The sequence below is a fragment of the Pseudomonas sp. NPDC089407 genome, assembly GCF_044900445.1.
Classification (GTDB): Bacteria; Pseudomonadota; Gammaproteobacteria; order Pseudomonadales; family Pseudomonadaceae; genus Aquipseudomonas.
This window is the reverse complement of sequence record NZ_JBJDNB010000042.1, coordinates 13602-35429: the sequence shown is the minus strand read 5'-3', so window position 1 is coordinate 35429 and position 21828 is coordinate 13602. Positions and strand designations below refer to the sequence as shown.

The 21828-nt window shown below is 62.0% G+C and carries 19 protein-coding genes; 6 read left to right on the top strand and 13 right to left on the bottom strand.

The annotated features are described in order from the left end of the window. Positions 1-20 precede the first annotated feature (20 nt). On the top strand, positions 21-689 hold the full coding sequence (gene msrA / locus ACI2KG_RS25455; protein ID WP_404663746.1) for a peptide-methionine (S)-S-oxide reductase MsrA: 669 nt from the start codon (positions 21-23) through the stop codon (positions 687-689). A 3-nt stretch (positions 690-692) separates the two neighbouring features. After that, complete coding sequence (locus ACI2KG_RS25450; RefSeq protein ID WP_404663745.1) at positions 693-1316, top strand: glutathione S-transferase; 624 nt, start codon at positions 693-695, stop codon at positions 1314-1316. A gap of 185 nt (positions 1317-1501) precedes the next feature. On the opposite strand, the gene creD is transcribed toward ACI2KG_RS25450, so the two are convergent. The 4 genes from creD to ACI2KG_RS25430 form a co-directional block, all read right to left on the bottom strand. Further along, entirely contained in the window at positions 1502-2830 is a 1329-nt protein-coding gene (gene creD / locus ACI2KG_RS25445) for a cell envelope integrity protein CreD (protein ID WP_404663744.1), read from the bottom strand. Between the two features lie 206 nt (positions 2831-3036). Further along, positions 3037-4470: a two-component system sensor histidine kinase CreC gene (creC, locus tag ACI2KG_RS25440; protein WP_404663743.1), complete on the bottom strand. Its 1434-nt coding sequence runs from the start codon at positions 4468-4470 to the stop codon at positions 3037-3039. Beyond that, the gene (gene creB, locus ACI2KG_RS25435) at positions 4470-5150 is read right to left on the bottom strand and encodes a two-component system response regulator CreB (RefSeq protein WP_404663742.1); all 681 of its coding nucleotides are present in this window, start codon (positions 5148-5150) and stop codon (positions 4470-4472) included. Before creB ends, creC begins: the two co-directional genes overlap by 1 nt. 106 nt (positions 5151-5256) lie before the next feature. After that, positions 5257-5757 carry an ATP-dependent zinc protease gene (locus ACI2KG_RS25430; RefSeq protein ID WP_400616893.1) on the bottom strand — a complete coding sequence of 167 codons (501 nt, stop codon included), beginning with the start codon at positions 5755-5757 and terminating at the stop codon, positions 5257-5259. A gap of 182 nt (positions 5758-5939) precedes the next feature. Between ACI2KG_RS25430 and ACI2KG_RS25425 the strand changes: the two genes are divergently transcribed. Together ACI2KG_RS25425 and ACI2KG_RS25420 are read left to right on the top strand one after the other, a co-directional pair. Further along, entirely contained in the window at positions 5940-6827 is an 888-nt protein-coding gene (locus tag ACI2KG_RS25425; RefSeq protein ID WP_404663741.1) for an acyltransferase, read from the top strand. Positions 6828-7070: 243 nt separating this feature from the next. Then, entirely contained in the window at positions 7071-8420 is a 1350-nt protein-coding gene (locus tag ACI2KG_RS25420; RefSeq protein ID WP_404663740.1) for an APC family permease, read from the top strand. A 221-nt stretch (positions 8421-8641) separates the two neighbouring features. On the opposite strand, the gene ACI2KG_RS25415 is transcribed toward ACI2KG_RS25420, so the two are convergent. Beyond that, entirely contained in the window at positions 8642-9223 is a 582-nt protein-coding gene (locus tag ACI2KG_RS25415) for a DUF2780 domain-containing protein (RefSeq protein ID WP_404663739.1), read from the bottom strand. Between the two features lie 161 nt (positions 9224-9384). On the opposite strand from ACI2KG_RS25415, the gene ACI2KG_RS25410 reads away from it, so the two are divergent. Next, positions 9385-10335 (top strand): RHS repeat-associated core domain-containing protein, encoded by a 951-nt coding sequence (locus tag ACI2KG_RS25410; RefSeq protein ID WP_404663738.1) that lies wholly within the window; start codon positions 9385-9387, stop codon positions 10333-10335. Between the two features lie 84 nt (positions 10336-10419). On the opposite strand, the gene fdhA is transcribed toward ACI2KG_RS25410, so the two are convergent. From fdhA to ACI2KG_RS25375, 7 genes are all read right to left on the bottom strand, one after another. Then, positions 10420-11619 (bottom strand): formaldehyde dehydrogenase, glutathione-independent, encoded by a 1200-nt coding sequence (gene fdhA / locus ACI2KG_RS25405; RefSeq protein WP_404663737.1) that lies wholly within the window; start codon positions 11617-11619, stop codon positions 10420-10422. A 350-nt stretch (positions 11620-11969) separates the two neighbouring features. Next, the gene (gene purU / locus ACI2KG_RS25400) at positions 11970-12827 is read right to left on the bottom strand and encodes a formyltetrahydrofolate deformylase (RefSeq protein ID WP_019096474.1); all 858 of its coding nucleotides are present in this window, start codon (positions 12825-12827) and stop codon (positions 11970-11972) included. A 12-nt stretch (positions 12828-12839) separates the two neighbouring features. After that, a complete protein-coding gene (locus tag ACI2KG_RS25395; protein ID WP_404663736.1) occupies positions 12840-13472 on the bottom strand; it encodes a sarcosine oxidase subunit gamma in 633 nt (210 codons plus the stop codon). A 178-nt stretch (positions 13473-13650) separates the two neighbouring features. Beyond that, positions 13651-16665: a sarcosine oxidase subunit alpha gene (locus tag ACI2KG_RS25390; RefSeq protein ID WP_404663735.1), complete on the bottom strand. Its 3015-nt coding sequence runs from the start codon at positions 16663-16665 to the stop codon at positions 13651-13653. Further along, positions 16662-16997: a sarcosine oxidase subunit delta gene (locus tag ACI2KG_RS25385; protein WP_400616873.1), complete on the bottom strand. Its 336-nt coding sequence runs from the start codon at positions 16995-16997 to the stop codon at positions 16662-16664. Before ACI2KG_RS25385 ends, ACI2KG_RS25390 begins: the two co-directional genes overlap by 4 nt. 14 nt (positions 16998-17011) lie before the next feature. Further along, the gene (locus ACI2KG_RS25380; protein ID WP_404663734.1) at positions 17012-18262 is read right to left on the bottom strand and encodes a sarcosine oxidase subunit beta family protein; all 1251 of its coding nucleotides are present in this window, start codon (positions 18260-18262) and stop codon (positions 17012-17014) included. Between the two features lie 15 nt (positions 18263-18277). After that, on the bottom strand, positions 18278-19531 hold the full coding sequence (locus tag ACI2KG_RS25375; RefSeq protein WP_404663733.1) for a serine hydroxymethyltransferase: 1254 nt from the start codon (positions 19529-19531) through the stop codon (positions 18278-18280). 338 nt (positions 19532-19869) lie between these two features. Between ACI2KG_RS25375 and ACI2KG_RS25370 the strand changes: the two genes are divergently transcribed. Next, positions 19870-20910, top strand: a complete 1041-nt coding sequence (locus tag ACI2KG_RS25370; protein WP_404663732.1) for a low specificity L-threonine aldolase — start codon at positions 19870-19872, stop codon at positions 20908-20910. Between the two features lie 137 nt (positions 20911-21047). Here ACI2KG_RS25370 and ACI2KG_RS25365 read toward each other — a convergent pair whose 3' ends face one another. Next, on the bottom strand, positions 21048-21776 hold the full coding sequence (locus tag ACI2KG_RS25365) for a methyl-accepting chemotaxis protein (RefSeq protein ID WP_404663762.1): 729 nt from the start codon (positions 21774-21776) through the stop codon (positions 21048-21050). Between the last annotated feature and the right edge of the window lie 52 nt (positions 21777-21828).

The window sequence follows — 21828 nt, the reverse complement described above, 5'->3', positions numbered from 1 at the left end:
TGACATACAGAGGAACGGCCATGGTCCTGCGTTCGGAAATCCTGGTGAACAAAAATGTCATGCCAACCGCGGAACAGGCCCTGCCTGGCCGCGAAACGCCAATGAGCCTGCCCGAGTTCCATTATGTGTTCGAAGGCACCCCGCTGCTTGGCCCGTTCTTCGAAGGCGCGATCGACTTCGCCATCTTCGGCCTGGGCTGCTTCTGGGGCGCCGAGCGCCGCTTCTGGCAGCGTGAAGGCGTGGTCAGCACGGTGGTCGGCTACGCCGGCGGCTTCACCCCGAACCCCACCTACGAAGAAGTCTGCTCGGGCCTGACCGGCCATACCGAAGTGGTACTGGTGGTGTTCGACAAAGATAAGGTCAGCTACCGCGAGCTGCTGGCGATGTTCTGGGAACTGCACAACCCGACCCAGGGCATGCGCCAGGGCAACGACATCGGCACCCAGTACCGCTCGGCCATCTACTGCACCAGCCCGGAACAGCTGAAAGAGGCGCAGGCCAGCAAAGCCGAGTATCAGGCTGAACTGCAAAAGTCCGGCTTCGGCGAAATCACCACCGAAATCGACCAGGCACCGACCGTGTACTTCGCCGAGGCCTACCACCAGCAGTACCTGGCCAAGAACCCGGACGGCTACTGCGGCATCGGCGGCACCGGTGTGTGCCTGCCACCGAGCCTGCAAGGTAACTGACGCATGAGCACGATGACCCTGTTCCACTCGCCGTTGTCGCCGTTCGTGCGCAAGGTGATGGTGGTATTGCACGAGACCGGGCAACTGGGCCGGGTGCAGTTGCAGGCGGTGAATATCAGCCCAGTCAGCGGCGACCTGCAACTGAACCAGGACAACCCGATCGGCAAGATCCCGGCCCTGCGCCTGGACGACGGCACCGTGCTGCATGACAGCCGGGTGATCTGCGAATACCTCGATTTGCAGCATGTCGGCCTGCCGCTGCTGCCACGCGAGGGTTCGGCGCGCTGGCGGCGCATGACCCTGGTGTCCCAGGCGGATGCGATCATGGATGCGGCGGTGTCGAGCCGCTATGAGAGCTTCCTGCGGCCTGAAGACAAGCGCTGGGATGGCTGGCTGCAGGCGCAGGGCGACAAGATCCGCCGTAGCCTGGCCAACCTGGAGCAGGAGCATTTGCCCGAGTTGCTGTCCGGGTTTGACCTGGCGGCGATTGGCGTGGCTTGCGCGCTGGGCTATCTGGATTTGCGTCAGCCGGAATTTGGCTGGCGTGAGCGCCAGCCTGGGTTGGCGGCGTGGTATGCCGAGGTGGCCAAGCGGCCTTCGATGGTGGCAACAGCACCGACAGCCTGACAGGCCGCTATCGCCGGCAAGCCAGCTCCCACAGATACTCCACAGCTCTTGAATCCTGTGCTGCACTTGTGGGAGCTGGCTTGCCGGCGATTGGGCTGCAAAGCAGCCCCCGCCTCACCTCGATATCACAGTAAACAACTGCCCGATCCTGAAAGCCAACCACCGCCCGATCTCTTTATCCTCCCTCATGCCGCCCTCCCCACCCGCGCCCAGTCCAGCCGCCGGGTCAGCACCATGAACACCCCCAGCAAGCCAAAGCACAGCAACGAGCCCATCAGCAGCGCATAGTCCTCGGCACTCAGCAGCCCGTAGAGCAACGCATACAACGCCGCCAGCCCCGCCGCAAACCCGACACCACGGCCCACGCTACGCAGCACATGGCTCAGGTAGAAACCGATCAACAACACACACGCCGACGCCGACAAGCCATACGCCAGGCCAAAACCGATGTGCTCGGACAACGACAGCAGCAACAGGTAGAAGAACGCCAACGCCACCCCCACCAGAATGTACTGTACAGGGTGCACACTCAGGTTCTTCAGCACCTCGAACAGGAAGAAGCCGGCAAAGGTCAAGGCAATGAACAGCAAGGCATATTTGATCGCCCGCTCGCTCTTCAGGTACTGGTCCACCGGGTCGACGAAGCTGACACCAAAGCTGCGCTCGCCGAAGTCAGCGCACTGCCCGGCATTGGCACACTGACGCAAAGCGTCTTCGAGGTTGGTGGCAAAGAACGAGGTCTGCCAATGGGCGCTGAAACCTTGCGCATCAATGTCGCGACGGCTGGGCAGGTAGCTACCGACGAAGCTCGGGTGCGGCCAGTTGGCGCGCATGTCCACGCTGCTGGTGCGGCCCACCGGCACCACGTGCAATTGGCCGGTGCCTTGCAGCGCCAGGTCGAAGCCGTAGCTGAACTCCCGCGCCTGCTGGCCATCGAGTCCGGGCAGGCTGGCGTGCACGCCGCCACGCATCCAGTCGAGCTGGGTGCCCGCTTCGAACGGCACCTTTTGCTCGTCCATGCTTAGTTCCAGGCCGTTCTCGATACCGCGAATATCACTGATGCCCACCACCAGGAACGGCTTGTCGAAACGGTAGTCGTCGAAATCCTTGTCGATGCCCCAGCGCTCCGGCAGCTTGAAGCGGCCGCTGATGCGGCCTTTGGCATGGAATAGCCGGGCCTGGTAGATACCACGGGCGCGCAGTTCGGTGTCCACGCCAAGGTCGGCATCGAAGGTTTCCGGCAGGAAGTACAGGTGGCCGGCGATGGTGCTGGTTTCCTGAGTCCGCTCGCCGTCCTTTTCGATCCAGCGGCGCTGGTATTTGCGGTAAGGCACTACCAGCAGCGGGCCGCTGAGTTGCTGGTCGAAGCTGGCGCTTTGGGCGATGTCCTGCAGCACGCTGTCGCGCAGGGCCTGGCGTTCGTCGATCAGGCCGTTGATCAGCAGCAGCGGGATGAGCAGCAGAAGCATCAGCACGGCGATCATGCCGAGTTTGAAACCGAGGGTCTTGTTCATGGGGCCTCCTGTGGCAATGGGCGCAGTGTCTGCGCCTTGCGTGGAGGCCTTGGGGAGACTGTGTGGAGATTGCGTGTATTTGGGACCGCTTTGCGGTCATCGCGACGCAAGGCCGCTCCTACAGGGGACCGTCTGACTTGAGCCTTTCGCGGTCCCTGTAGGAGCGGCCTTGTGTCGCGATGGGCTGCGCAGCAGCCCCGGCTATCTCAGCTAATACGCCGGGCAGGCAGCCACAACCTCACCCGCACCCCGCCATCAACGTTATCCACCGCCAATGCCCCACCATGCAGCTGCATCACCTCAGCCACAAAATTCAGCCCCAGCCCGGTACTCTTGCGCCCGCTCCCCGGCCGGGGCAGCGAATAGAACCGCTCGCTCACCCGGCCAATGGCATACGCCGGTATCGCCTGCCCCTGGTTGAACACACTCAACGCCACCCGCTCGCCATCGCGCTCCAGGTCGAACAGCAGCGCGCCACCCTCCGGGGTAAAGTCCAGCGCGTTGTCGAGCAAGTTGGCCAGCGCCTGGCGCATCAAAAACGGATCACACAGCAAGCGCATACCCGCGGGCACTCGCTGACGCACCTGCAGATTGGCGCTTTCAATGCGCGGCGCATGGGCCAGCAGCAACTCGTCCACCAATGCCGCCAGCGCCACCTGCTGTTCATCTTCCAAAGCTTGCATCTGCTCGACCCGGGCCAGGTTGAGCAAGCGCTCGATCATCTGCTGCAAGCGGTCGCTTTCCCGCTCGATGTTGCTGGCAAAGCGCGCGCGCTGTTCGGCTGGCATATCGTCCTGCAATAACTCGGAAGCCCCCCGAATAGCCGCCAGCGGGCTTTTCAGCTCGTGGGTCAGGGTATGCACATAGCGCTCGACATAGGCCTTGCCTTCCAGCTGCGTGCGCATGCGTTCCACCGCCTTGGCCAGGTTCGCCAGTTCACCCCCCTTGTAATGCGGCAACTCCGCCCGTTTACCTTCGCTGACCGCCTGGGCATAGGCCGCCAACTTGCGCAGCGAGCGCGCCAGCCACCACGACAGTGCCGCCCCCACCAGCAAGCCCAGGCCGATCAACCCCAGCCCCAGGGTAAGCAAACGCCGCTCGGAATGGTCGATGTACGGCTGTAGCGAGCTGTTGGGCTTGGCCACGGTGACCACGCCGATGATGTTGCCATCGTCGATGATCGGCGCACCCACGTGCATGACCGAAGTGCTTTCGTCGTTGGGGTCGCTGCGGGTCGAGCGCGCACCGTAATGGCCACGCAGGGTCAGGTACACGTCATTCCACTTCGAGTAGTCCTTGCCCTGGGCCTCGCCACTGGAGTCCAGTAGCACAATGCCCTTGGCGTCGGTGACATAGATGCGGTGGCTGACCTGGTTCTTGGCCAGCCCCCAGATCTGCGCACCCGGGCTGCGCGAGCCGTAGGCCTTGAGTACTTCCGGCAGCCGCCCTTGGTTCAGGGTGCCAGCTTTGACGTCATCACGCAGGATCTCGGCCAGCAAGTTGGCAGTGTCTACCAGGGTTTCCTCAGAGGACTGGCGCACCACTGGGCGAATCTGTTCGCGCACCGTGTTGAGCAGGAAGTACCCCGCCAGCCCGACGAACAGGAAGTACACCAGGAAAATCCGGATGCCCAGGCGCATCAGGCATGGTCCGGGCTGTAGCTGTAGCCGAGGCCTCGGTGGGTCTGGATCGGCTCGGCGTCGCTGGCCACCTGGCGCAACTTGGCACGCAGGCTCTTGATGTGGGTGTCGATGGTGCGCTCGTAGCCCACATCGGAGGCCACGCCCAGGGCGTCGAGCAGCTGTTCGCGGCTGAACACCCGCTGCGGTTGTTCCAGCAGGCATTGCAGTAGACGGAACTCGTGGCGGGTCAGCGTCAGCGCCTGGCTGCGGTAGGTGATCTGCATGCGCAGTGTGTCGAGCTGGAACAGCGCGGTTTCGGCAACGGGCTCGACCCTGGGCGCCATGCGTTTGAGAATGGCCCGCACGCGTGCGGCCACTTCTCGAGGGCTGAAGGGTTTGACCACATAGTCGTCGGCACCGATTTCCAGGCCAACTACCCGGTCGATTTCGCCGTCGCGGGCGCTGAGGAACATTACCGGCACGTCAGTGAAGCGGCGCAATTGGCGGCAGGTTTCGAAGCCGCTGACATCGGGCAGGCCGATGTCGAGGATGATCAGGTCGGCCGGGCGCAGGCGCTGCTGGTCGAGGGCGGCGCTGCCCAGGGTCACCCATTCAGTGCTGTGGCCGTCGGCCTGCAGGGCGTAGACCAGGGTGTCGGCGATGGCGGCTTCGTCTTCGACGATGAGGATATGGGGCATCGAGCTACAAGCCTCAAGTTGCAAGCTTCAAGTAAAAACGGACCGTTTGAACTTACACTCATCTGTTCATACTTGCAGCTTGCAGCTAAAGGCTTGTAGCTGCTGCTTAGCAGCCAGGCTTCCCAGCCGTAAACTTCTTCGCCGGGTTGACCGCCGCCTTGAACTCACGCAACGCCTTGGAGCCCACCAGCAGCGGGTAGTTGAAGCTGCTGCGGTCCACCAGGTTCACTTCCACGGTGCGCTTCACGTCACCCAGGCACAACTCCAGGTCCACCACCGGGCGCTTGGAGATCTCCGGCGCATCGCCTTCGTCCTCTTCATCGGCCCGGCCCTTGATCTTGCTGATGCGCGAGACCTTGTGCTCGTACACCTTGCCGTCCGAGTCCTTGGTCGCCAGGCGGAAGCGCACCCACTCGTCGCCATCGCGGGTGAACAGTTCGATGTCCTTGGCCGACAGCGACGCGGTAAAGGCACCGGTGTCCATCTTGGCTTTCAGGGTTTCGCCCAGCTCGGGCAGGGCAATGTTCTCGTAGCGACCGTAGATCGTGGGTTCGGCAGCCATCACCGGCAGCGCCAACAGCGACAATAGGGCAAAAAGAGATTTCACTAGCAGGCTTCCTTGAGAAGGGTCAGTGCTTAGACTGCACTGGCAGGATAGGTTCGCTGTCACAAGCTTACCCAACATGTCGTGAAACATTTGTCTGCGCCGCCGGGCATTGGACATTTGGCGTAGGCCGCATCGCTGCTTATCATTGCCAACCGTTTATCTCCCACAACAAGAGTCTCTTTATGCGTCGCCTGCTGACCGGCATTCTTACAACCACCCTGCTGCTGCTCAATACCGTGGTGTTGATCTGCCCGCTGCTGGTCTTCGCCCTGCTGAAGCTGGTGCTGCCGGGCCGTGGGCGTGACTATGCCTCGTGGGCGGTGATGTGGGTGGCCGAAACCTGGTCGGAGATCGACAAGGCCATCTTCGCCTTGTGCATCCCTACGAAGTGGGACATTCGTGGCGTCGAGAACCTGCGCAAGGACACTTCCTACCTGGCCGTGAGCAACCACCAGACCTGGGTCGACATTCCCGCTTTGATCGAAAGCCTCAACCGCCGTACGCCGTTCTTCAAGTTCTTCCTGAAGAAAGAGCTGATCTGGGTGCCGCTGCTGGGCCTGGCCTGGTGGGGGCTGGATTACCCGTTCATGAAGCGCTATAGCAAGGCGTTTCTGGAGAAACACCCGGAGCTCAAGGGCAAGGACCTGGAAATCACCAAGGCGGCGTGTGAACTGTTCAAGCGCCAGCCGGTGACTGTGGTGAACTACCTGGAGGGCACGCGGTTTACCGAGGCCAAACGCCTGGAGCAGCAGTCGCCGTATCGCTACCTGCTCAAGCCCAAGGCCGGTGGCGTGGCGTTCGTGCTGGCGGCGTTGGGCGAACAGCTGGATGCGCTGCTGGACGTGACCATCGTTTATCCCGGCAACCAGGCGCCAGGGTTCTGGGCGTTGCTCAATGGCAGCATCAGCCGGGTGATTATCGACATTCAGGTGCGCGAACTGGACCCGGCGTTGTGGGCGGGGGATTACGAGAATGATCCGGAGTTTCGCCAGACTGTGCAGGCTTGGGTGAACCAGTTGTGGGTGGACAAGGACCAGCGGATTGAGCTGCTGCGGGCGGAGATGGGTTGAAATCTCTATGGCCTGAATTGGCCCTATCGCCGGCAAGCCAGCTCCCACAGGTACAGCACAAGCCTTGAACACTGTGAGCATTCTGTGGGAGCTGGCTTGCCGGCGATAGGGCCAGAGAACCCACTGCAAATTTCCGATTAAAACCCAGGCTAATAATCAGCATAAGGAATACTTCTTTGTCACATCCCACCTAAGTGGATAAAAATCGATCAAAGCACAATTACAAAAAGCCTGGATCGATCAATGTCCAACCTACCCAGCTCCGCCCCCGCCCAGCTCCGCCGTGTCCTCGGCTTACCCGCCCTGGTGTTCTTCGGCCTGGTCTACATGGTCCCGCTGACCATCTTTACCACCTACGGTATCGTCACCGAGCTCACCGGCGGCCGCACCGCCGGCGCCTACATGGTCACCCTGGTGGCCATGCTGTTCACCGCTGCGTCCTACAGCTTCATGGTCAAACGCTTCCCGGTCGCGGGGTCGGCGTACTCCTACACCAACATGGCCTTCGGCCCCAACGTCGGCTTCCTGGCCGGCTGGTCGCTGCTGCTGGACTACCTGTTCCTGCCGATGATCAACTACCTGCTGATCGGCCTGTTCCTCAACATCGCCTTCCCTGCTATCCCGGCGTGGTCCATCGCGCTGGCCTCGATCGCCCTGGTCACGGTGCTGAACGTGGTCGGTATCCACTCGGTGGCCAAGACCAGCAACCTGATCGTGGGCGCGCAGATCGTCTTCATCGTGGTGTTCGTCGCCCTGTCCTGCCAGTCGCTGGCCGGCCAGCCGCTGGACCCGCTGTCGCCACTGCTGGGTGATGGCTCGCAACCTGGCTTTGGACCAATCATGGCTGGCGCGGCAGTATTGTGCCTGTCGTTCCTCGGTTTCGATGCCGTCTCGACGCTTGCCGAAGAATGCCGTGACGCCCGCCGCGATGTGCCACGGGCGATCATCCTTACCACGCTGTTCGCCGGTGTGCTGTTCACCGTGCTGGCTTACGTCAGCCAACTGGTGCTGCCGGGCAGCAGCTTTGCCAATGCCGACGCGGCGGCCAACGAGGTGATGTTCAAGGCTGGCGGGCAGTTTCTGGCCAACTTCTTCACTGCCGCTTATGTTGCCGGCAGTCTCGGCTCGGCGCTGGCCTCACAAGCGGCGGTGTCGCGCATCCTGTTCACCATGGGGCGCGACAACGTGCTGCCACGGCGTAGCTTTGGTTACCTGTCGCCGCGCTTTGGCACACCGGTGTTCGCCATTTTGCTGGTGTCGGCGTTCTCGCTGCTGGCGTTGGTAATCGACCTGGCTACCCTCGCCTCGCTGATCAGCTTTGGTGCGCTGGTTGCGTTTTCGGCGGTGAACCTGGCGGTGGTGAAGACTCACCTGATGGATGATGGGACCCAGCGTAGCCTCAAAGGGCTGCTGTGCTATGGCCTGGTGCCGCTGGTAGGGTTGGGGCTGACACTGTGGCTGTGGACCAGCCTGTCGGCGCTGACTTTGGTGATTGGCTTGTGCTGGTTTGCCCTGGGCCTTGCATACCTGGCAGTACTGACCGCCGGCTTCCGCCGCCCGGTGCGCCTGGTGGACTTCACCGAAGCTGCCTGACCAGACGCAATCTGCTTTTGTGGGAGCGGCCTTGTGTCGCGAAAGGGCCGCAACGCGGCCCCGGCAATTTTTGAGGTGACGCTAAAACCCTGGGGCCGCTACGCGCCCCTTTCGCGACACAAGGCCGCTCCTACAGGCCACAGCACAGGCCTTGAAGGCAGTGATAACCCTGCGGGAAGTGGTTTGCCGGCGATAGGGCCAGCACTGCCCCTACAAAAACTTCAGACCGACGGCTGAGCCAACGGCGCCGGCGCCGGTGTAGTCCACAAACTCCCCAGGTTCTGCAGCAACGACCCAGCAATCCCCTGCTGCCCCAGATACTGCAGCAACAACGGCGCAAACTGCCCGATCATCCCGGTGTCCATGCCCAGCGCCTTGAACGCATTGTCCAGGTCGCTGCGGTTCTCCACATTGCCACCCAGCGCATTGCTCAACGCCGACTGGCTCTCGCTGTTCTTGCCCAGCAAATCACCCAACCCACTCAAGCTGCCCAGCGCATTGGCCCCAACCAACAGGTCCAGTCCCGGCACCGCCTTGGTCAGCTGCCCATAGTCGTCACTGCTGAGGCTATTACGCGCCAACCCCAACATCGCCCCCGCCCCGCCCACGGCTTGTTCAGGAGTGATCCTCAATTCGCTGCCCAGGGTGTTGAGCAGATTGGCCTGCGCCTCGGGCGCCTGCACCTGGCCTTGCTGTTTCTGGTTCTGCATGGCGGAGACGGCGTTGGCGGCGTCGCTGAGGTTGAAGGCGAACACCGGGCTTACGGCCAGGGTCATCAGGGTTGCCAGGGTGAATGCTTTCATCGGGACCTCGGTTGGCCGGAATGGCCTGGGAAACGTGAGATATGACTGACGATTTGCAGGTTTGTTCCTGCCATCCGTTCCTAGCAAAATTGCTAGTTGATGCCAATGGCGCGAGGCCGCAGAGTGAGCCGTGATTACGATATATTCACAGGTGAAAGATCATGACAAACCAAATTGCAAACGACATCGGACCGAGTCATGCATTCTTACAGGAACAGGGCAGTTCCTCGCAGCATCGCTCCATACATTTTTATCAAAACGATTACCTCTCTGCCCGGTTCTCGGAGCAGGGCAATCACCGAGTGCTATGGGCAGAAGGAACACCGATCGTTCAGTTTGAAGAAGGACAGATAGCCAAGACGTTAAAGGTTGACCAAGCTAGCTCTGTACTGGGCTTGGCACATGATATGGTGGCATATTCGCCTTATGGCTTCTTGAAATCGGAAAAAATCACAGCGCTGATTGCATTCAATGGACAATGCTTCGAACTGTTGTCACAAGCATACGCACTGGGAATTGGATACAGGTTTTTCAGCCCTGTGCGTCTGCGCTTTAACAGCCCCGACAGCTTTAGCCCTTTTGGCAGGGGCGATCTTAATGCTTATGCATACTGCAAAAATGACCCTGTCAACTTCACTGACCCTTCGGGCCACTTTAGTATCTTCCAAGGCGTCCAGCGAGCTATAAATTCGCGCCGCAGACCTCAAACTTATATAAAAGACATACACCCCACAAAGTTATACAGCAAGAAATCAGAGTTGACCTTACAAGCCAAAACCTTCAAAAAAGCAATACAACGAGACACCAGAGGATTAGCTGCACAGCGAAGAGAGCTGCCGCATTTGGAGCACGCTGCGATTAACGCAGAACGCAAAAACACACCATTAATTGCAGACTCCAACGAATGGGCTGATGCAAGACGTGTCGACGCAATGAATCACAGGTTGGCTCTTAAAGCTCAACAGGCAAAGAGTAATTTATTAGCCGCACAAAACCATGAAGTTTTTTTATCAAAAAACACAATACTACAGACAATCGAGCTTGACAAGACCAACCAAAACATTCGTAAAGAGCAAAAATCAATTGAAAAGTTTGTTAGCCTTGGACTTTGAAAAACTTCTACAATGTGTGTTATTCAGCCGTGCGAATTCTCATAAAAGCCCCTCACTTGAGGGGCTTCGCTGAGGTTGCGCGTATTACGCCGCGCCCCACAACTTGTGCGGGTCGATCACAAACTTCTTCGGCACACCCGCATCGAACTCGCCATACCCTTCCGGCGCCTGGTCCAGGTTGATCACCTGCACACCCACCACTTCAGCAATGTTGATACGGTCCCACATGATCGCCTGCATCAGCTGGCGGTTGTACTTCATGGTCGGGGTCTGGCCGGTGTGGAAGCTGTGCGATTTCGCCCAGCCCAGGCCGAAGCGGATGCTCAGGGCGCCAATCTTGGCGGCGGCATCCACCGCGCCCGGGTCTTCGGTCACGTACAGGCCCGGGATGCCGATCTGGCCGGCAACACGCGTCACTTGCATCAGCGAGTTCAGCACGGTGGCCGGGGCTTCGTGCTTGGCACCTTCATGGCCGTGGCCACGGGCCTCAAAGCCTACGGCGTCGACGGCGCAATCCACTTCCGGCTCGCCGAGGATGTCAACGATCTGCTCGTGCAGCGGGGTGTCCTTGGACAGGTCGACCACTTCGAAGCCCTGGGACTTGGCGTGGGCCAGGCGAGCTGGGTTCAGGTCACCGACGATCACGCAGGCAGCGCCCAGCAGGCGCGCCGAGGCAGCGGCAGCCAGGCCGACCGGGCCGGCACCAGCGACATACACGGTGCTGCCTGGGCCTACGCCAGCAGTGACGGCGCCGTGGTAGCCGGTTGGCAGGATGTCGGACAGGCAAGTCAGGTCACGGATCTTCTCCATGGCCTTGTCGCGCTCTGGCAGTTTCAGCAGGTTGAAGTCGGCGTACGGCACCAGCACGTATTCGGCCTGGCCGCCGGTCCAGTCGCCCATGTCGACGTAGCCGTAGGCACCGCCGGCGCGGGCCGGGTTGACGGTGAGGCAGACGCCGGTGTGCATTTCTTTGCAGGAGCGGCAACGGCCGCAGGCAACGTTGAACGGTACCGAGACCAGGTCGCCGATCTGCATCCGCTCGACGTCGCTGCCCTTCTCGACGATTTCACCGGTGATTTCGTGACCCAGGACCAGGCCGACCTGGGCAGTGGTGCGGCCGCGGACCATGTGCTGGTCGGAGCCGCAGATGTTGGTGGAGACCACCTTCAGGATCACGCCGTGCTCGATCTTCTTGCCGCGTGGGTCCTGCATTTTCGGGTAGTCGATCTTCTGCACCTCGACCTTGCCGGCGCCGAGATATACCACTCCACGATTGCCAGACATGCTCTTACCTCGCTTGATTTTTATTTATGCAGCGGTGGTTGAACGCGCCGCCATCCGTGGGCGGCATGTGTTTCTGGAATGAGGGGAATTGTGGGCCTGATACGGCAGATTGCACTGACTGGAAACGACAGGGAGATGCCTTTTAACGGCAGGTGAAATCAGCCGGCGCCTTCAGGGGATTATCACGCGATTACAGGCGTACGCTGTACCTGTGGGAGCCGCGCTTGCCGGCGATGGGCCGCGAAGCGGCCCCACGATTTCAAGGTTGTTGCATGAATTGCCGGGGCCGCTGCGCGGCCCATCGCCGGCAAGCGCGGCTCCCACAGGGATCGCGCCAGCTTCAGGGGCTGTTAGAGAACGACGGTCCGGTTGGCGTTAAGGAACACCCGCCGCTCAATGTGATACCCCACAGCCCGCGCCAGGGTCAGGCATTCGATATCACGCCCCTTGGCAATCAAGTCTTCCGGGTAATGGCTGTGGTCCACCACCTCGACGCCCTGGGCAATGATCGGCCCTTCATCAAGGTCGTTGTTGATGTAGTGCGCCGTGGCGCCAACCATCTTCACGCCCTTGTTGTACGCCTGGTGATACGGCTTGGCGCCCTTGAACCCCGGCAACAACGAGTGGTGGATGTTGATCGCCCAGCCATCCAGGCGCCGGCACAGCTCGGGCGACAGCACTTGCATGTAGCGCGCAAGAATCACCAGCTCGGCACCGGTTTCCTCGATCACCTGCAGCACCTTGCGCTCTTGCCCGGGCTTGTCCTTGGGGTCGAGGGCGAAGTGGTAGTAAGGGATCTTGTGCCACTGCGCCAGCGGCTCGAGGTCTGGGTGGTTGGACACCACCGCGACCACGTCCATGCCCAGCTGGCCAATGCGCTGGCGATACAGCAGGTCGTTCAGGCAATGGTCGGCCTTGGACACCATGATCACCACCTTGGGGCGATGATTGGGTGCAGTCAGCTCAAACGTCATGCCGAACGCTTCGCTGCGCTCGGCAAGGCCGGCCCGGAAGCCGGCTTCGTCGAAATCGTCCGGCTGGCGGAACTCCACGCGAATGAAGAAGCGCCCCGACTGCCGGTCATCGAAGGAGTGGTGCTCCGTGACGTAGCAGCGCTGCTCGAAGAGGTAACGCGTCACCACGTCGACGGTGCCGAGCATGCTCGGGCAGTCGGCGGTGAGAATCCAGGTATCCGGTGCCCGACTCATGTTCTGCTCTCCTTAAGCCTCAATGCTCAGGCCGTACTCGGCCGAAGCGTCCTGCAGCCACAGCCACCAGTAGTCGGAGAAGCTGCGGCGAATCACCAGTTCCCAGGTGTCTTCGGCGGTGCGGCGGATTACCAGTTGCGACTTGGCGAACACGGTGCCGACAGCCTTGCCTACCGGGAAGTTGTTCGGGTGAACATCATAGCTGGTGGACTTCATCAGCACTTCGCGCACGTTCGGGCCGCGCAGCTCCAGCAGGCTTTGCCCGCCGCTGACGTTGACCACCTGGATGTGCTGCCCCTCAAGGGCTGCGCGCAGCTTTTGCTCGACCGACAGTTCCTGGCCGCCGGGTACGATCAGCAGCCACTCGTCAGGGCCGACCCACTGCAGCGACATGTGGTTGTTGGCGACCACGGTCAGGGCTACCGGCAGCTCCAGGCCCAGGGCCTTGTGCACGCCGGCGGCGAACTCCGGGTTGTGGCCGTCGCCACGCAGGGTCAGGTGGCCGAGGAACTTGCGTTCACGCAGGGTTACGCCTGCGTTCTTGCGGCCTTTGCCAACCAGGCTGGCCAGGTCGGCGTGGTGCAGTGGCGACTGGGCCTTGGCCTCGGCGCCGGGGTTTTGCTGGAAGACGTTGATAGCGCTCATTTCTTACCTGCCTTGAATTCTGGTTCGTCGATGCGACGCAGCTTTTGTGTTGGGGCTACCGGCCTCATCGCCGGCAAGCCAGCTCCCACAGGGAACTCATCAACCTTCAAAGCTGCATCGATCCTGTGGAGCTGGCTTGCCGGCGATTGGGCCTGGCCTGCCCCCACAGGGCCCGGAGTCAAACGTTCTGCCGCTCACCCTTCGGATCGAAGAACACCGAAGACACGATTTCCGCCTCGATCACGCTGCCATCCGCCTGTGGCGAGTACACACGCTCGCCCATGCGCTTGAGGCCGCCTTTGACCACGCCCATGGCGAACGAGTAGCCCAGGGAGTTGGATGCGTAGCTGGAGGTCACGTGGCCAACCATGTCCATCGGGATCGGCTGTTTCGGGTCGAATACCAGTTGGGCGCCTTCCGGCAACCATTTGGTCGGGTCGACCGGCTTCAGGCCTACCAGCTGCTTGCGGTTTTCGCGCACCACGTCTTCGCGGTTCATGCCACGCAGGCCAATCCACGAGAACGGCTTGTTGCGGCCCACACACCAGCTCATGTTGAGGTCGTCTGCGGTCATCGAGCCATCGGTATCCTGGCCAACGATGATGAAGCCCTTTTCGGCACGCAATACGTGCATGGTCTCGGTGCCGTACGGTGTCAGGTTGTACTTCTTGCCGGCCTCGATGATCTGTTCCAGCACGCCCATGGCGTAGTTGGCCTGCACGTTGACTTCGTACGACAGCTCGCCGGTGAACGAGATGCGGAACACGCGGGCAGGTACGCCGCCAACGTTGCCTTCCTTCCAGGTCATGAACGGGAAGGCTTCCTTGTCCATGTCGATGTCGGTCAGCTCGCTGAGCAGCTTGCGGCTGTTGGGGCCAGACAAGGTCATGGTGGCCCAGTGGTCGGTGACCGAGGTGAAGTACACCTTCAGTTCCGGCCATTCGGTCTGGTGGTACAGCTCCATCCACTGCAACACGCGCGCAGCGCCGCCGGTGGTGGTGGTCATGATGAAGTGGTTGTCGCCGACGCAGGCGGTTACGCCGTCGTCGAAGACCATGCCGTCTTCTTTGCACATCAGGCCGTAGCGGGCTTTGCCCACGTCGAGCTTGGTCCAGGCGTTGGTGTAGATGCGGTTGAGGAACTCGCGGGCATCCGGGCCCTGGATGTCGATCTTGCCCAGGGTCGAGGCGTCCAGCAGGCCCACGCTGTCACGCACGGCCTTGCATTCACGGGCCACGGCAGCATGGATGTCTTCACCGGCTTTCGGGAAGTACCACGGGCGCTTCCACTGGCCGACGTCTTCGAACTCGGCGCCGTTCTTCAGGTGCCAGGCATGCAGGGCGGTGAAGCGTACCGGCTCGAACAGGTGACCACAGTGGCGGCCCGCTACTGCACCGAAGGTAACCGGTGTGTAGTTGGGGCGGAACATGGTGGTGCCCATTTCCGGGATGGTGATGCCGATCGAACGGGCGGCGATGGCCAGGCCGTTGATGTTGCCCAGTTTGCCCTGGTCGGTACCGAAGCCCAGCGCGGTGTAGCGTTTTACGTGCTCGACCGACTCGAAGCCTTCACGGGTGGCCAGTTCGATACCGGCAGCGGTCACGTCGTTCTGCTGGTCGACGAACTGCTTAGGCCCTTTGGTGCCCTTGTCGTGCGGCACCTGGAACAGTGCCACGGTGGCCTCTTCCTTGCGCGCAACGGTTTTCGGCAGGGTGCCGACGGTAGCCTTGAAGCCGGCTTCGGTGGCTGCACGAACGCCGCCTTCGAAGCCATCGGCAATCACATCGCCCAGGGCGTAAACGCCGTTGATGCCACCGACGCACTCACGTTTTTGCGGCGCATCGCCCGGCACGAAGCCGAGGATGTCGTCACGCCATACCGGGCGACCGCCCAGGTGCGAGGCCAGGTGAACGATCGGGCTGTAGCCGCCCGAAGTGGCGATCAGGTCGCACTCGAGGGTTTCGCCAGGGCTGGTGACCTTGTGTGCCTGCACATCGATGGCCGCCACGCGGGCGCCGGTGACGTGCTTGCTGCCTTTGGCCTCGACCACGGCGCTGGAGGTGAGGATGCGGATGCCTTTGGCACGCGCTTCTTCAACCAGCGAGCCACGTGGGTTGTGGCGGGCGTCGGCGATGGCGACCACTTGCAGGCCGGCGTCATGCCAGTCCAGCGCGGCCCGGTAGGCGTGGTCGTTGTTGGTCGACAGCACCAGCTTGCGGCCTGGGGCCACGCCGTAGCGGCGCACGTAGGTAGAAACGGCACCGGCCAGCATGTTGCCCGGCACGTCGTTGTTGCCGTACACCAGCGGGCGCTCGTGGGCGCCGGCAGCCAGCACTACACGCTTGGCGCGAACGCGGTGCACGCGGTGGCGAACCTGGCCGATCGGGGCGCGGTCGCCGAGGTGGTCGGTAAGGCGCTCGTGAATGGTCAGGAAGTTATGGTCGTGGTAGCCGTTGACCGTGGCGCGTGGCAGCAGGGTCACTTCCGGCAGGCCTTCCAGCTCTTTGACCGCAGCGCTGACCCAATCGGCGGCAGGCTTGCCGTCAAGGGTCTCGCGGCTGTCGAGCAGGCTGCCGCCGAACTCTTCCTGCTCGTCAGCCAGGATCACGCGGGCACCGCTGCGCGCAGCGGCCAGCGCCGCAGCCAGGCCAGCAGGGCCGGCACCGACAATCAGCACGTCGCAGTGCTGGTTCATGTAGTCGTAGCTGTCCGGGTCGTTCTGCAGCGGCGCGCGGCCCAGGCCGGCTGCCTTGCGGATGTACTTCTCGTAAGTCATCCAGAACGATTTCGGGTACATGAAGGTTTTGTAGTAGAAGCCCGGCGGCATCATGCTGCCGCCCACCTTGCCAAGGATGCCCATGACGTCGTTATTGACGTTCGGCCAGCCGTTGGTGCTGGTGGCTACCAGACCGGCGTACAGCGCCTGCTGGGTGGCACGCACGTTGGGGATCTGGGTGGCTTCGCTGGAGCCGATCTGCAGGATGGCGTTCGGCTCTTCGGTACCGGCGGCGATGATGCCGCGTGGGCGCGAGTACTTGAAGCTGCGGCCTACTATGTCGACGCCGTTGGCCAGCAACGCGGCGGCCAGGCTGTCACCGGCATAACCCTGGTAGGTCTTGCCGTTGAAGGTAAAGTTCAGGACCTTGCTGCGGTCGATGCGGCCGCCGCTGGCGAGGCGATAGGTCTGGCTCATACTTTTTCCCCTTGGCCTTTGACGGCGGACGCTGCGGTCGCAGCTTTGCCATCAGCGGTCACTTGCGGCTTCTGGCCAATCTTGTAGGTTTCCAGAATCTCGTAGGTCACGGTGTTGCGGGTGACGTTGAAGTACTGGCGGCAACCGGCTACGTGGTCCCACAGTTCATGGTGAATGCCGCGTGGGTTGTCACGGTAGAACATGTAGGTACCCCACTCCTCGTCGGAGCAAGCGGCAGGGTCCAGCGGGCGGGCGATGTGCGCCTGGCCAGAGGCGTGGAACTCTTCTTCGGAGCGCAGCTCGCCGCAGTGGGGACAGAAAATATGCAACATGACGGTGTCTCCGGTTAGTGGGCGACGGCGGCGGCGCCGTGTTCGTCGATCAGTGCGCCGTTGTAGAAACGGTCCATGGAGAACGGCGCGGCCAGTGGGTGCATTTCGCCCTTGGCCAGGCTCGCGGCGAAGACGTTGCCCGAACCCGGGGTTGCCTTGAAGCCGCCAGTACCCCAACCGCAGTTGAAGAACATGTTCTTGACCGGGGTCTTGGTGATGATTGGGCAAGCGTCCGGCGAGGTGTCCACAATGCCGCCCCATTGGCGGTTCATGCGTACGCGCGAGAGGTTGGGGAACATCTCGACGATGGCTTGCAGGGTGTGCTCGATCACCGGGTACGAACCGCGCTGGCCGTAGCCGACCCAGCTGTCGATACCGGCACCGATCACCAGGTCGCCCTTGTCGGACTGGCTGATGTAGCCGTGTACGGCGTTGGACATGATCACGCTGTCGATAATCGGCTTGATCGGCTCGGATACCAGGGCTTGCAGCGGGTGCGATTCCAGCGGCAGGCGGAAGCCGGCCAGTTTGGCCATGTGCCCGGAGTTACCGGCGGTGACCACGCCGACGCGCTTGGCGCCGATGAAGCCTTTGTTGGTTTCCACACCGATGACCGCGCCGTTTTCCTTGCGGAAGCCGATCACTTCGGTCTGCTGGATCAGGTCCACGCCCAGGGCGTCGGCGGCACGGGCATAGCCCCAGGCCACGGCGTCGTGACGGGCCACGCCACCCCGGCGCTGAACGGTCGCGCCGAGGATTGGGTAGCGGGTGTTCTTCGAGCAGTCCAGGTACGGGATTTCGGCCGCGACCTGGGCGGTGTTCAGCAACTCGCCATCGACGCCATTGAGGCGGTTGGCGGAGACGCGACGCTCGGAGTCACGGATGTCCTGCAGGGTGTGGCACAGGTTGTACACACCGCGCTGGGAGAACATCACGTTGTAGTTGATGTCCTGGGACAGCCCTTCCCACAGTTTCATAGCGTGTTCGTACAGCTGCGCCGACTCGTCCCACAGGTAGTTGGAACGCACGATAGTGGTGTTACGGGCGGTGTTGCCGCCGCCCAGGTAACCCTTCTCGATGACCGCGACGTTGGTGATGCCGTGCTCTTTGGCCAAATAGTACGCCGTGGCCAGGCCATGGCCGCCACCGCCGACGATGACCACGTCGTAGACCTTTTTAGGGGTCGGCGTGCGCCACATGCGCTGCCAGTTTTCGTGGTGGCTGAGGGAGTGCTTGAAAAGGCCGAAGCCCGAGTAGCGTTGCATGGTCGTTTACTCCACTCAGCGGTAAACAGGGAAATCAGCGCACAGGGCCGCGACGTTCTTCGCCACATCGGCTTCGACGTCTGCGTCACCGAGGTTGTCGAGGATGTCGCAGATCCAGCCGGCCAGGGCTACGCATTGCGCAACCTTGAAGCCACGGGTGGTAACGGCCGGGGTGCCGATGCGCAGGCCCGAGGTGACGAACGGCGACTGCGGGTCGTTCGGCACGGCGTTCTTGTTGACGGTAATGTGCGCGCGGCCCAGGGCGGCGTCGGCATCTTTGCCGGTCAGGCCCTGGCGGATCAGGCTGACCAGGAACAGGTGGTTGTCGGTACCACCGGAAACCACATCGTAGCCGCGGTCGATGAACACCTGGGCCATGGCCTGGGCGTTTTCGATCACTTGTTGCTGGTAGGCCTTGAAGCCAGGCTCCAGCGCTTCCTTGAAGCACACGGCCTTGGCGGCGATCACGTGCATCAGCGGGCCGCCCTGGGCGCCCGGGAATACCGCGGCGTTGAGCTTTTTCTCGATCTCTTCGTTGGACTTGGCCAGGATCAGGCCGCCACGTGGACCACGCAGGGTCTTGTGGGTGGTGGTGGTAACCACGTCGGCGAACGGGATCGGGTTCGGGTACAGGCCAGCGGCAACCAGGCCGGCAACGTGGGCCATGTCGACGAACAGCAGCGCACCGACCTTGTCGGCGATGGCGCGGAAGCGTGGGAAGTCGAGGGTCTTGGAGTAGGCCGAGAAGCCGGCAACGATCATTTTCGGCTTGTGCTCGACTGCCAGGCGCTCGACTTCGTCATAGTCGATCAGGCCGGTGTCGGTGTTGATGCCGTACTGCACAGCGTTGTACAGCTTGCCCGAGGACGACACCTTGGCGCCGTGGGTGAGGTGGCCGCCGTGGGCCAGGCTCATGCCGAGAATGGTGTCACCGGCCTGCAGCAGGGCCAGGTAGACAGCGCCGTTGGCCGACGAACCGGAGTGCGGCTGGACGTTGGCGTAGTCGGCACCGAACAGCTGCTTGGCACGTTCGATGGCCAGGGCTTCTACCTTGTCGACGTGCTCGCAGCCGCCGTAGTAGCGCTTGCCTGGGTAGCCTTCAGCGTATTTGTTGGTCAGGCCGCTGCCTTGGGCCTGCATCACGCGCGTGGAGGTGTAGTTTTCCGAGGCGATCAGCTCGATGTGGTCTTCCTGGCGCTGTTCTTCGGCATTCATCGCCGCCAGCAGTGCATCGTCGTAACCTTGGATTTGGTCTTGCTTGCTGAACATCGTGTATCTCCCGGCAGCGATCGTTTTTTGTCGTGGGGCACTGTGGCCCTTTGTGGCGATGTTATGACTGGGCGGGGCGGGTCAGATGCCTGCGCACGCCTTGCAATGGCGCGTTTACGACATTCGTTTTGCACTGGGCTCTCCGGCCCTATCGCCGGCAAGCCAGCTCCCACAGGAATTGCACCGCCCTCAGGCCTTGTGGAGTACCTGTGGGAGCTGGCTTGCCGGCGATAGGGCCAGCCCAGACAACCTTGAAACCAGCTTATGCAGCGGTTGTATAGGCAACCGCCGAATCGATGGTTTAGAGTGCTGTTCTGCGTCGTTCACAGGACAGTGTCATGACAGACAAGAGCCAACAATTCGCCAGCGACAACTATTCCGGTATCTGCCCTGAAGCCTGGGCGGCGATGGAAAAGGCCAACCATGGCCACGACCGCGCCTACGGCGACGACCAGTGGACCGAGCGTGCCTCGGAGTATTTCCGCAAACTGTTCGAAACCGACTGCGAGGTGTTCTTCGCCTTCAACGGCACCGCCGCCAACTCCCTGGCCCTGGCCTCGCTGTGCCAGAGTTACCACAGCGTGATCTGCTCCGAGACCGCCCACGTCGAAACCGACGAATGCGGCGCGCCTGAGTTCTTCTCCAATGGCTCCAAGCTGCTGACCGCGCCCAGCGTCAACGGCAAGCTGACGCCCGAGTCGATCCGCGAAGTGGCGCTCAAGCGCCAGGACATCCACTACCCCAAGCCACGGGTAGTGACCCTCACCCAGGCCACCGAAGTGGGCACCGTATACCGCCCCGACGAGCTCAAGGCGATCAGCGCCACCTGCAAAGAGCTGGGCCTGAACCTGCACATGGACGGCGCGCGCTTTACCAACGCCTGCGCATTCCTCGGGTGCAGCCCGGCCGAGCTGACCTGGAAGGCCGGTGTCGATGTACTGTGCTTTGGCGGCACCAAGAACGGTATGGCGGTGGGTGAGGCGATCCTGTTCTTCAACCGGCAGCTGGCTGAAGACTTCGACTACCGCTGCAAGCAGGCCGGGCAACTGGCGTCGAAGATGCGCTTCCTGTCGGCGCCGTGGGTCGGGCTGCTGGAAGACGGCGCCTGGTTGCGCCATGGCAACCACGCCAACCATTGCGCGCAGTTGCTGGCGTCGTTGGTGGGTGATTTGCCAGAGGTACAGCTGATGTTCCCGGTGGAGGCCAACGGGGTGTTCCTGCAGATGCCAGAGCATGCTATTGAGGCGCTGCGGGGTAAGGGCTGGCGGTTCTATACCTTTATCGGTAGCGGTGGGGCGCGGTTCATGTGCTCGTGGGATACCGAGGAAGAGCGGGTGCGTGAGCTGGCGGCGGATATCCGCAGCATCATCGGCGCCTGACCGATTGCTGGGAGGGCTTTGCCCTCCTATCGCGACACAAGGCCGCTCCTACAAGGGACCGCGTTGCCGGCCTGGGAATGCGGTCCCTTGTAGGAGCGGCCTTGCGTCGCGATGGGCCGCAAAGCGGCCCCGGCAATCTACAATCTGAACCCACCCATCTGCCGCGCAAGATCATCGGCGAAGCCACGCAACGCCTGGCACTCTTCCCGGCACCCTTGCACCTCGGCCGCCGTCTCCCGCGCCAGATCGGAAATCCCCTGCACCGTGCGGTTGATCTCCTCGGTCACAGCCGACTGCTCTTCAGTCGCCGTGGCCACTTGGTGGTTCATATAGCTGATGTGCTCGACCTGATCGGTAATCGCCCCCAACGACGCCCCAGTACGTTGGCTCGATTCCACGCCACTACCCGTCGCCTGCTGTCCCGCCTGCATCGAACTCACCGCCGAACCCGCACCTTGCTTCAGGCGCTGGATCATCTGCTGAACTTCATCAGTGGACAACTGCGTACGCCGGGCCAAGGTCCGCACTTCATCGGCCACCACAGCGAACCCACGGCCCATCTCGCCCGCGCGCGCAGCCTCGATGGCAGCGTTCAGCGCCAATAGGTTGGTCTGTTCGGAAATACTACGGATTACCGCCAATACTTCATCGATCGAGGCGACTTCATCTGCCAACTGGCTAACCGCATCAGCGGCCTTGCCGATATCGCCCGACATACCCTCGATACCCCGAATCGACCGTTGCACCACCTCGCGCGCCTGCAGCGCCTCATCCCGCGCCGACTGCGAAGCCTGCGCTGCATCGCCGGCATTGCGGGCAATGTCCTGCACGGTCAGGCCCATCTCGTGGACGGCGGTGGCGACCATTTCGGTCATTTCCTGCTGACGCCCGGAGCGCTCGGCGGTGTTGTCCACCACC

Bases quoted from the DNA above. Each gene is read 5' to 3' on its own strand.
- msrA (WP_404663746.1), top strand. From the start codon at position 21: ATGGTCCTGCGTTCGGAAATCCTGGTGAACAAAAATGTCATGCCAACC.
- ACI2KG_RS25450 (WP_404663745.1), top strand. From the start codon at position 693: ATGAGCACGATGACCCTGTTCCACTCGCCGTTGTCGCCGTTCGTGCGC.
- creD (WP_404663744.1), bottom strand. From the start codon at position 2,830: ATGAACAAGACCCTCGGTTTCAAACTCGGCATGATCGCCGTGCTGATG.
- creC (WP_404663743.1), bottom strand. From the start codon at position 4,470: ATGCGCCTGGGCATCCGGATTTTCCTGGTGTACTTCCTGTTCGTCGGG.
- creB (WP_404663742.1), bottom strand. From the start codon at position 5,150: ATGCCCCATATCCTCATCGTCGAAGACGAAGCCGCCATCGCCGACACC.
- ACI2KG_RS25425 (WP_404663741.1), top strand. From the start codon at position 5,940: ATGCGTCGCCTGCTGACCGGCATTCTTACAACCACCCTGCTGCTGCTC.
- ACI2KG_RS25420 (WP_404663740.1), top strand. From the start codon at position 7,071: ATGTCCAACCTACCCAGCTCCGCCCCCGCCCAGCTCCGCCGTGTCCTC.
- ACI2KG_RS25415 (WP_404663739.1), bottom strand. From the start codon at position 9,223: ATGAAAGCATTCACCCTGGCAACCCTGATGACCCTGGCCGTAAGCCCG.
- ACI2KG_RS25410 (WP_404663738.1), top strand. From the start codon at position 9,385: ATGACAAACCAAATTGCAAACGACATCGGACCGAGTCATGCATTCTTA.
- fdhA (WP_404663737.1), bottom strand. From the start codon at position 11,619: ATGTCTGGCAATCGTGGAGTGGTATATCTCGGCGCCGGCAAGGTCGAG.
- purU (WP_019096474.1), bottom strand. From the start codon at position 12,827: ATGAGTCGGGCACCGGATACCTGGATTCTCACCGCCGACTGCCCGAGC.
- ACI2KG_RS25395 (WP_404663736.1), bottom strand. From the start codon at position 13,472: ATGAGCGCTATCAACGTCTTCCAGCAAAACCCCGGCGCCGAGGCCAAG.
- ACI2KG_RS25390 (WP_404663735.1), bottom strand. From the start codon at position 16,665: ATGAGCCAGACCTATCGCCTCGCCAGCGGCGGCCGCATCGACCGCAGC.
- ACI2KG_RS25385 (WP_400616873.1), bottom strand. From the start codon at position 16,997: ATGTTGCATATTTTCTGTCCCCACTGCGGCGAGCTGCGCTCCGAAGAA.
- ACI2KG_RS25380 (WP_404663734.1), bottom strand. From the start codon at position 18,262: ATGCAACGCTACTCGGGCTTCGGCCTTTTCAAGCACTCCCTCAGCCAC.
- ACI2KG_RS25375 (WP_404663733.1), bottom strand. From the start codon at position 19,531: ATGTTCAGCAAGCAAGACCAAATCCAAGGTTACGACGATGCACTGCTG.
- ACI2KG_RS25370 (WP_404663732.1), top strand. From the start codon at position 19,870: ATGACAGACAAGAGCCAACAATTCGCCAGCGACAACTATTCCGGTATC.
- ACI2KG_RS25365 (WP_404663762.1), bottom strand. From the start codon at position 21,776: ATGGTCGCCACCGCCGTCCACGAGATGGGCCTGACCGTGCAGGACATT.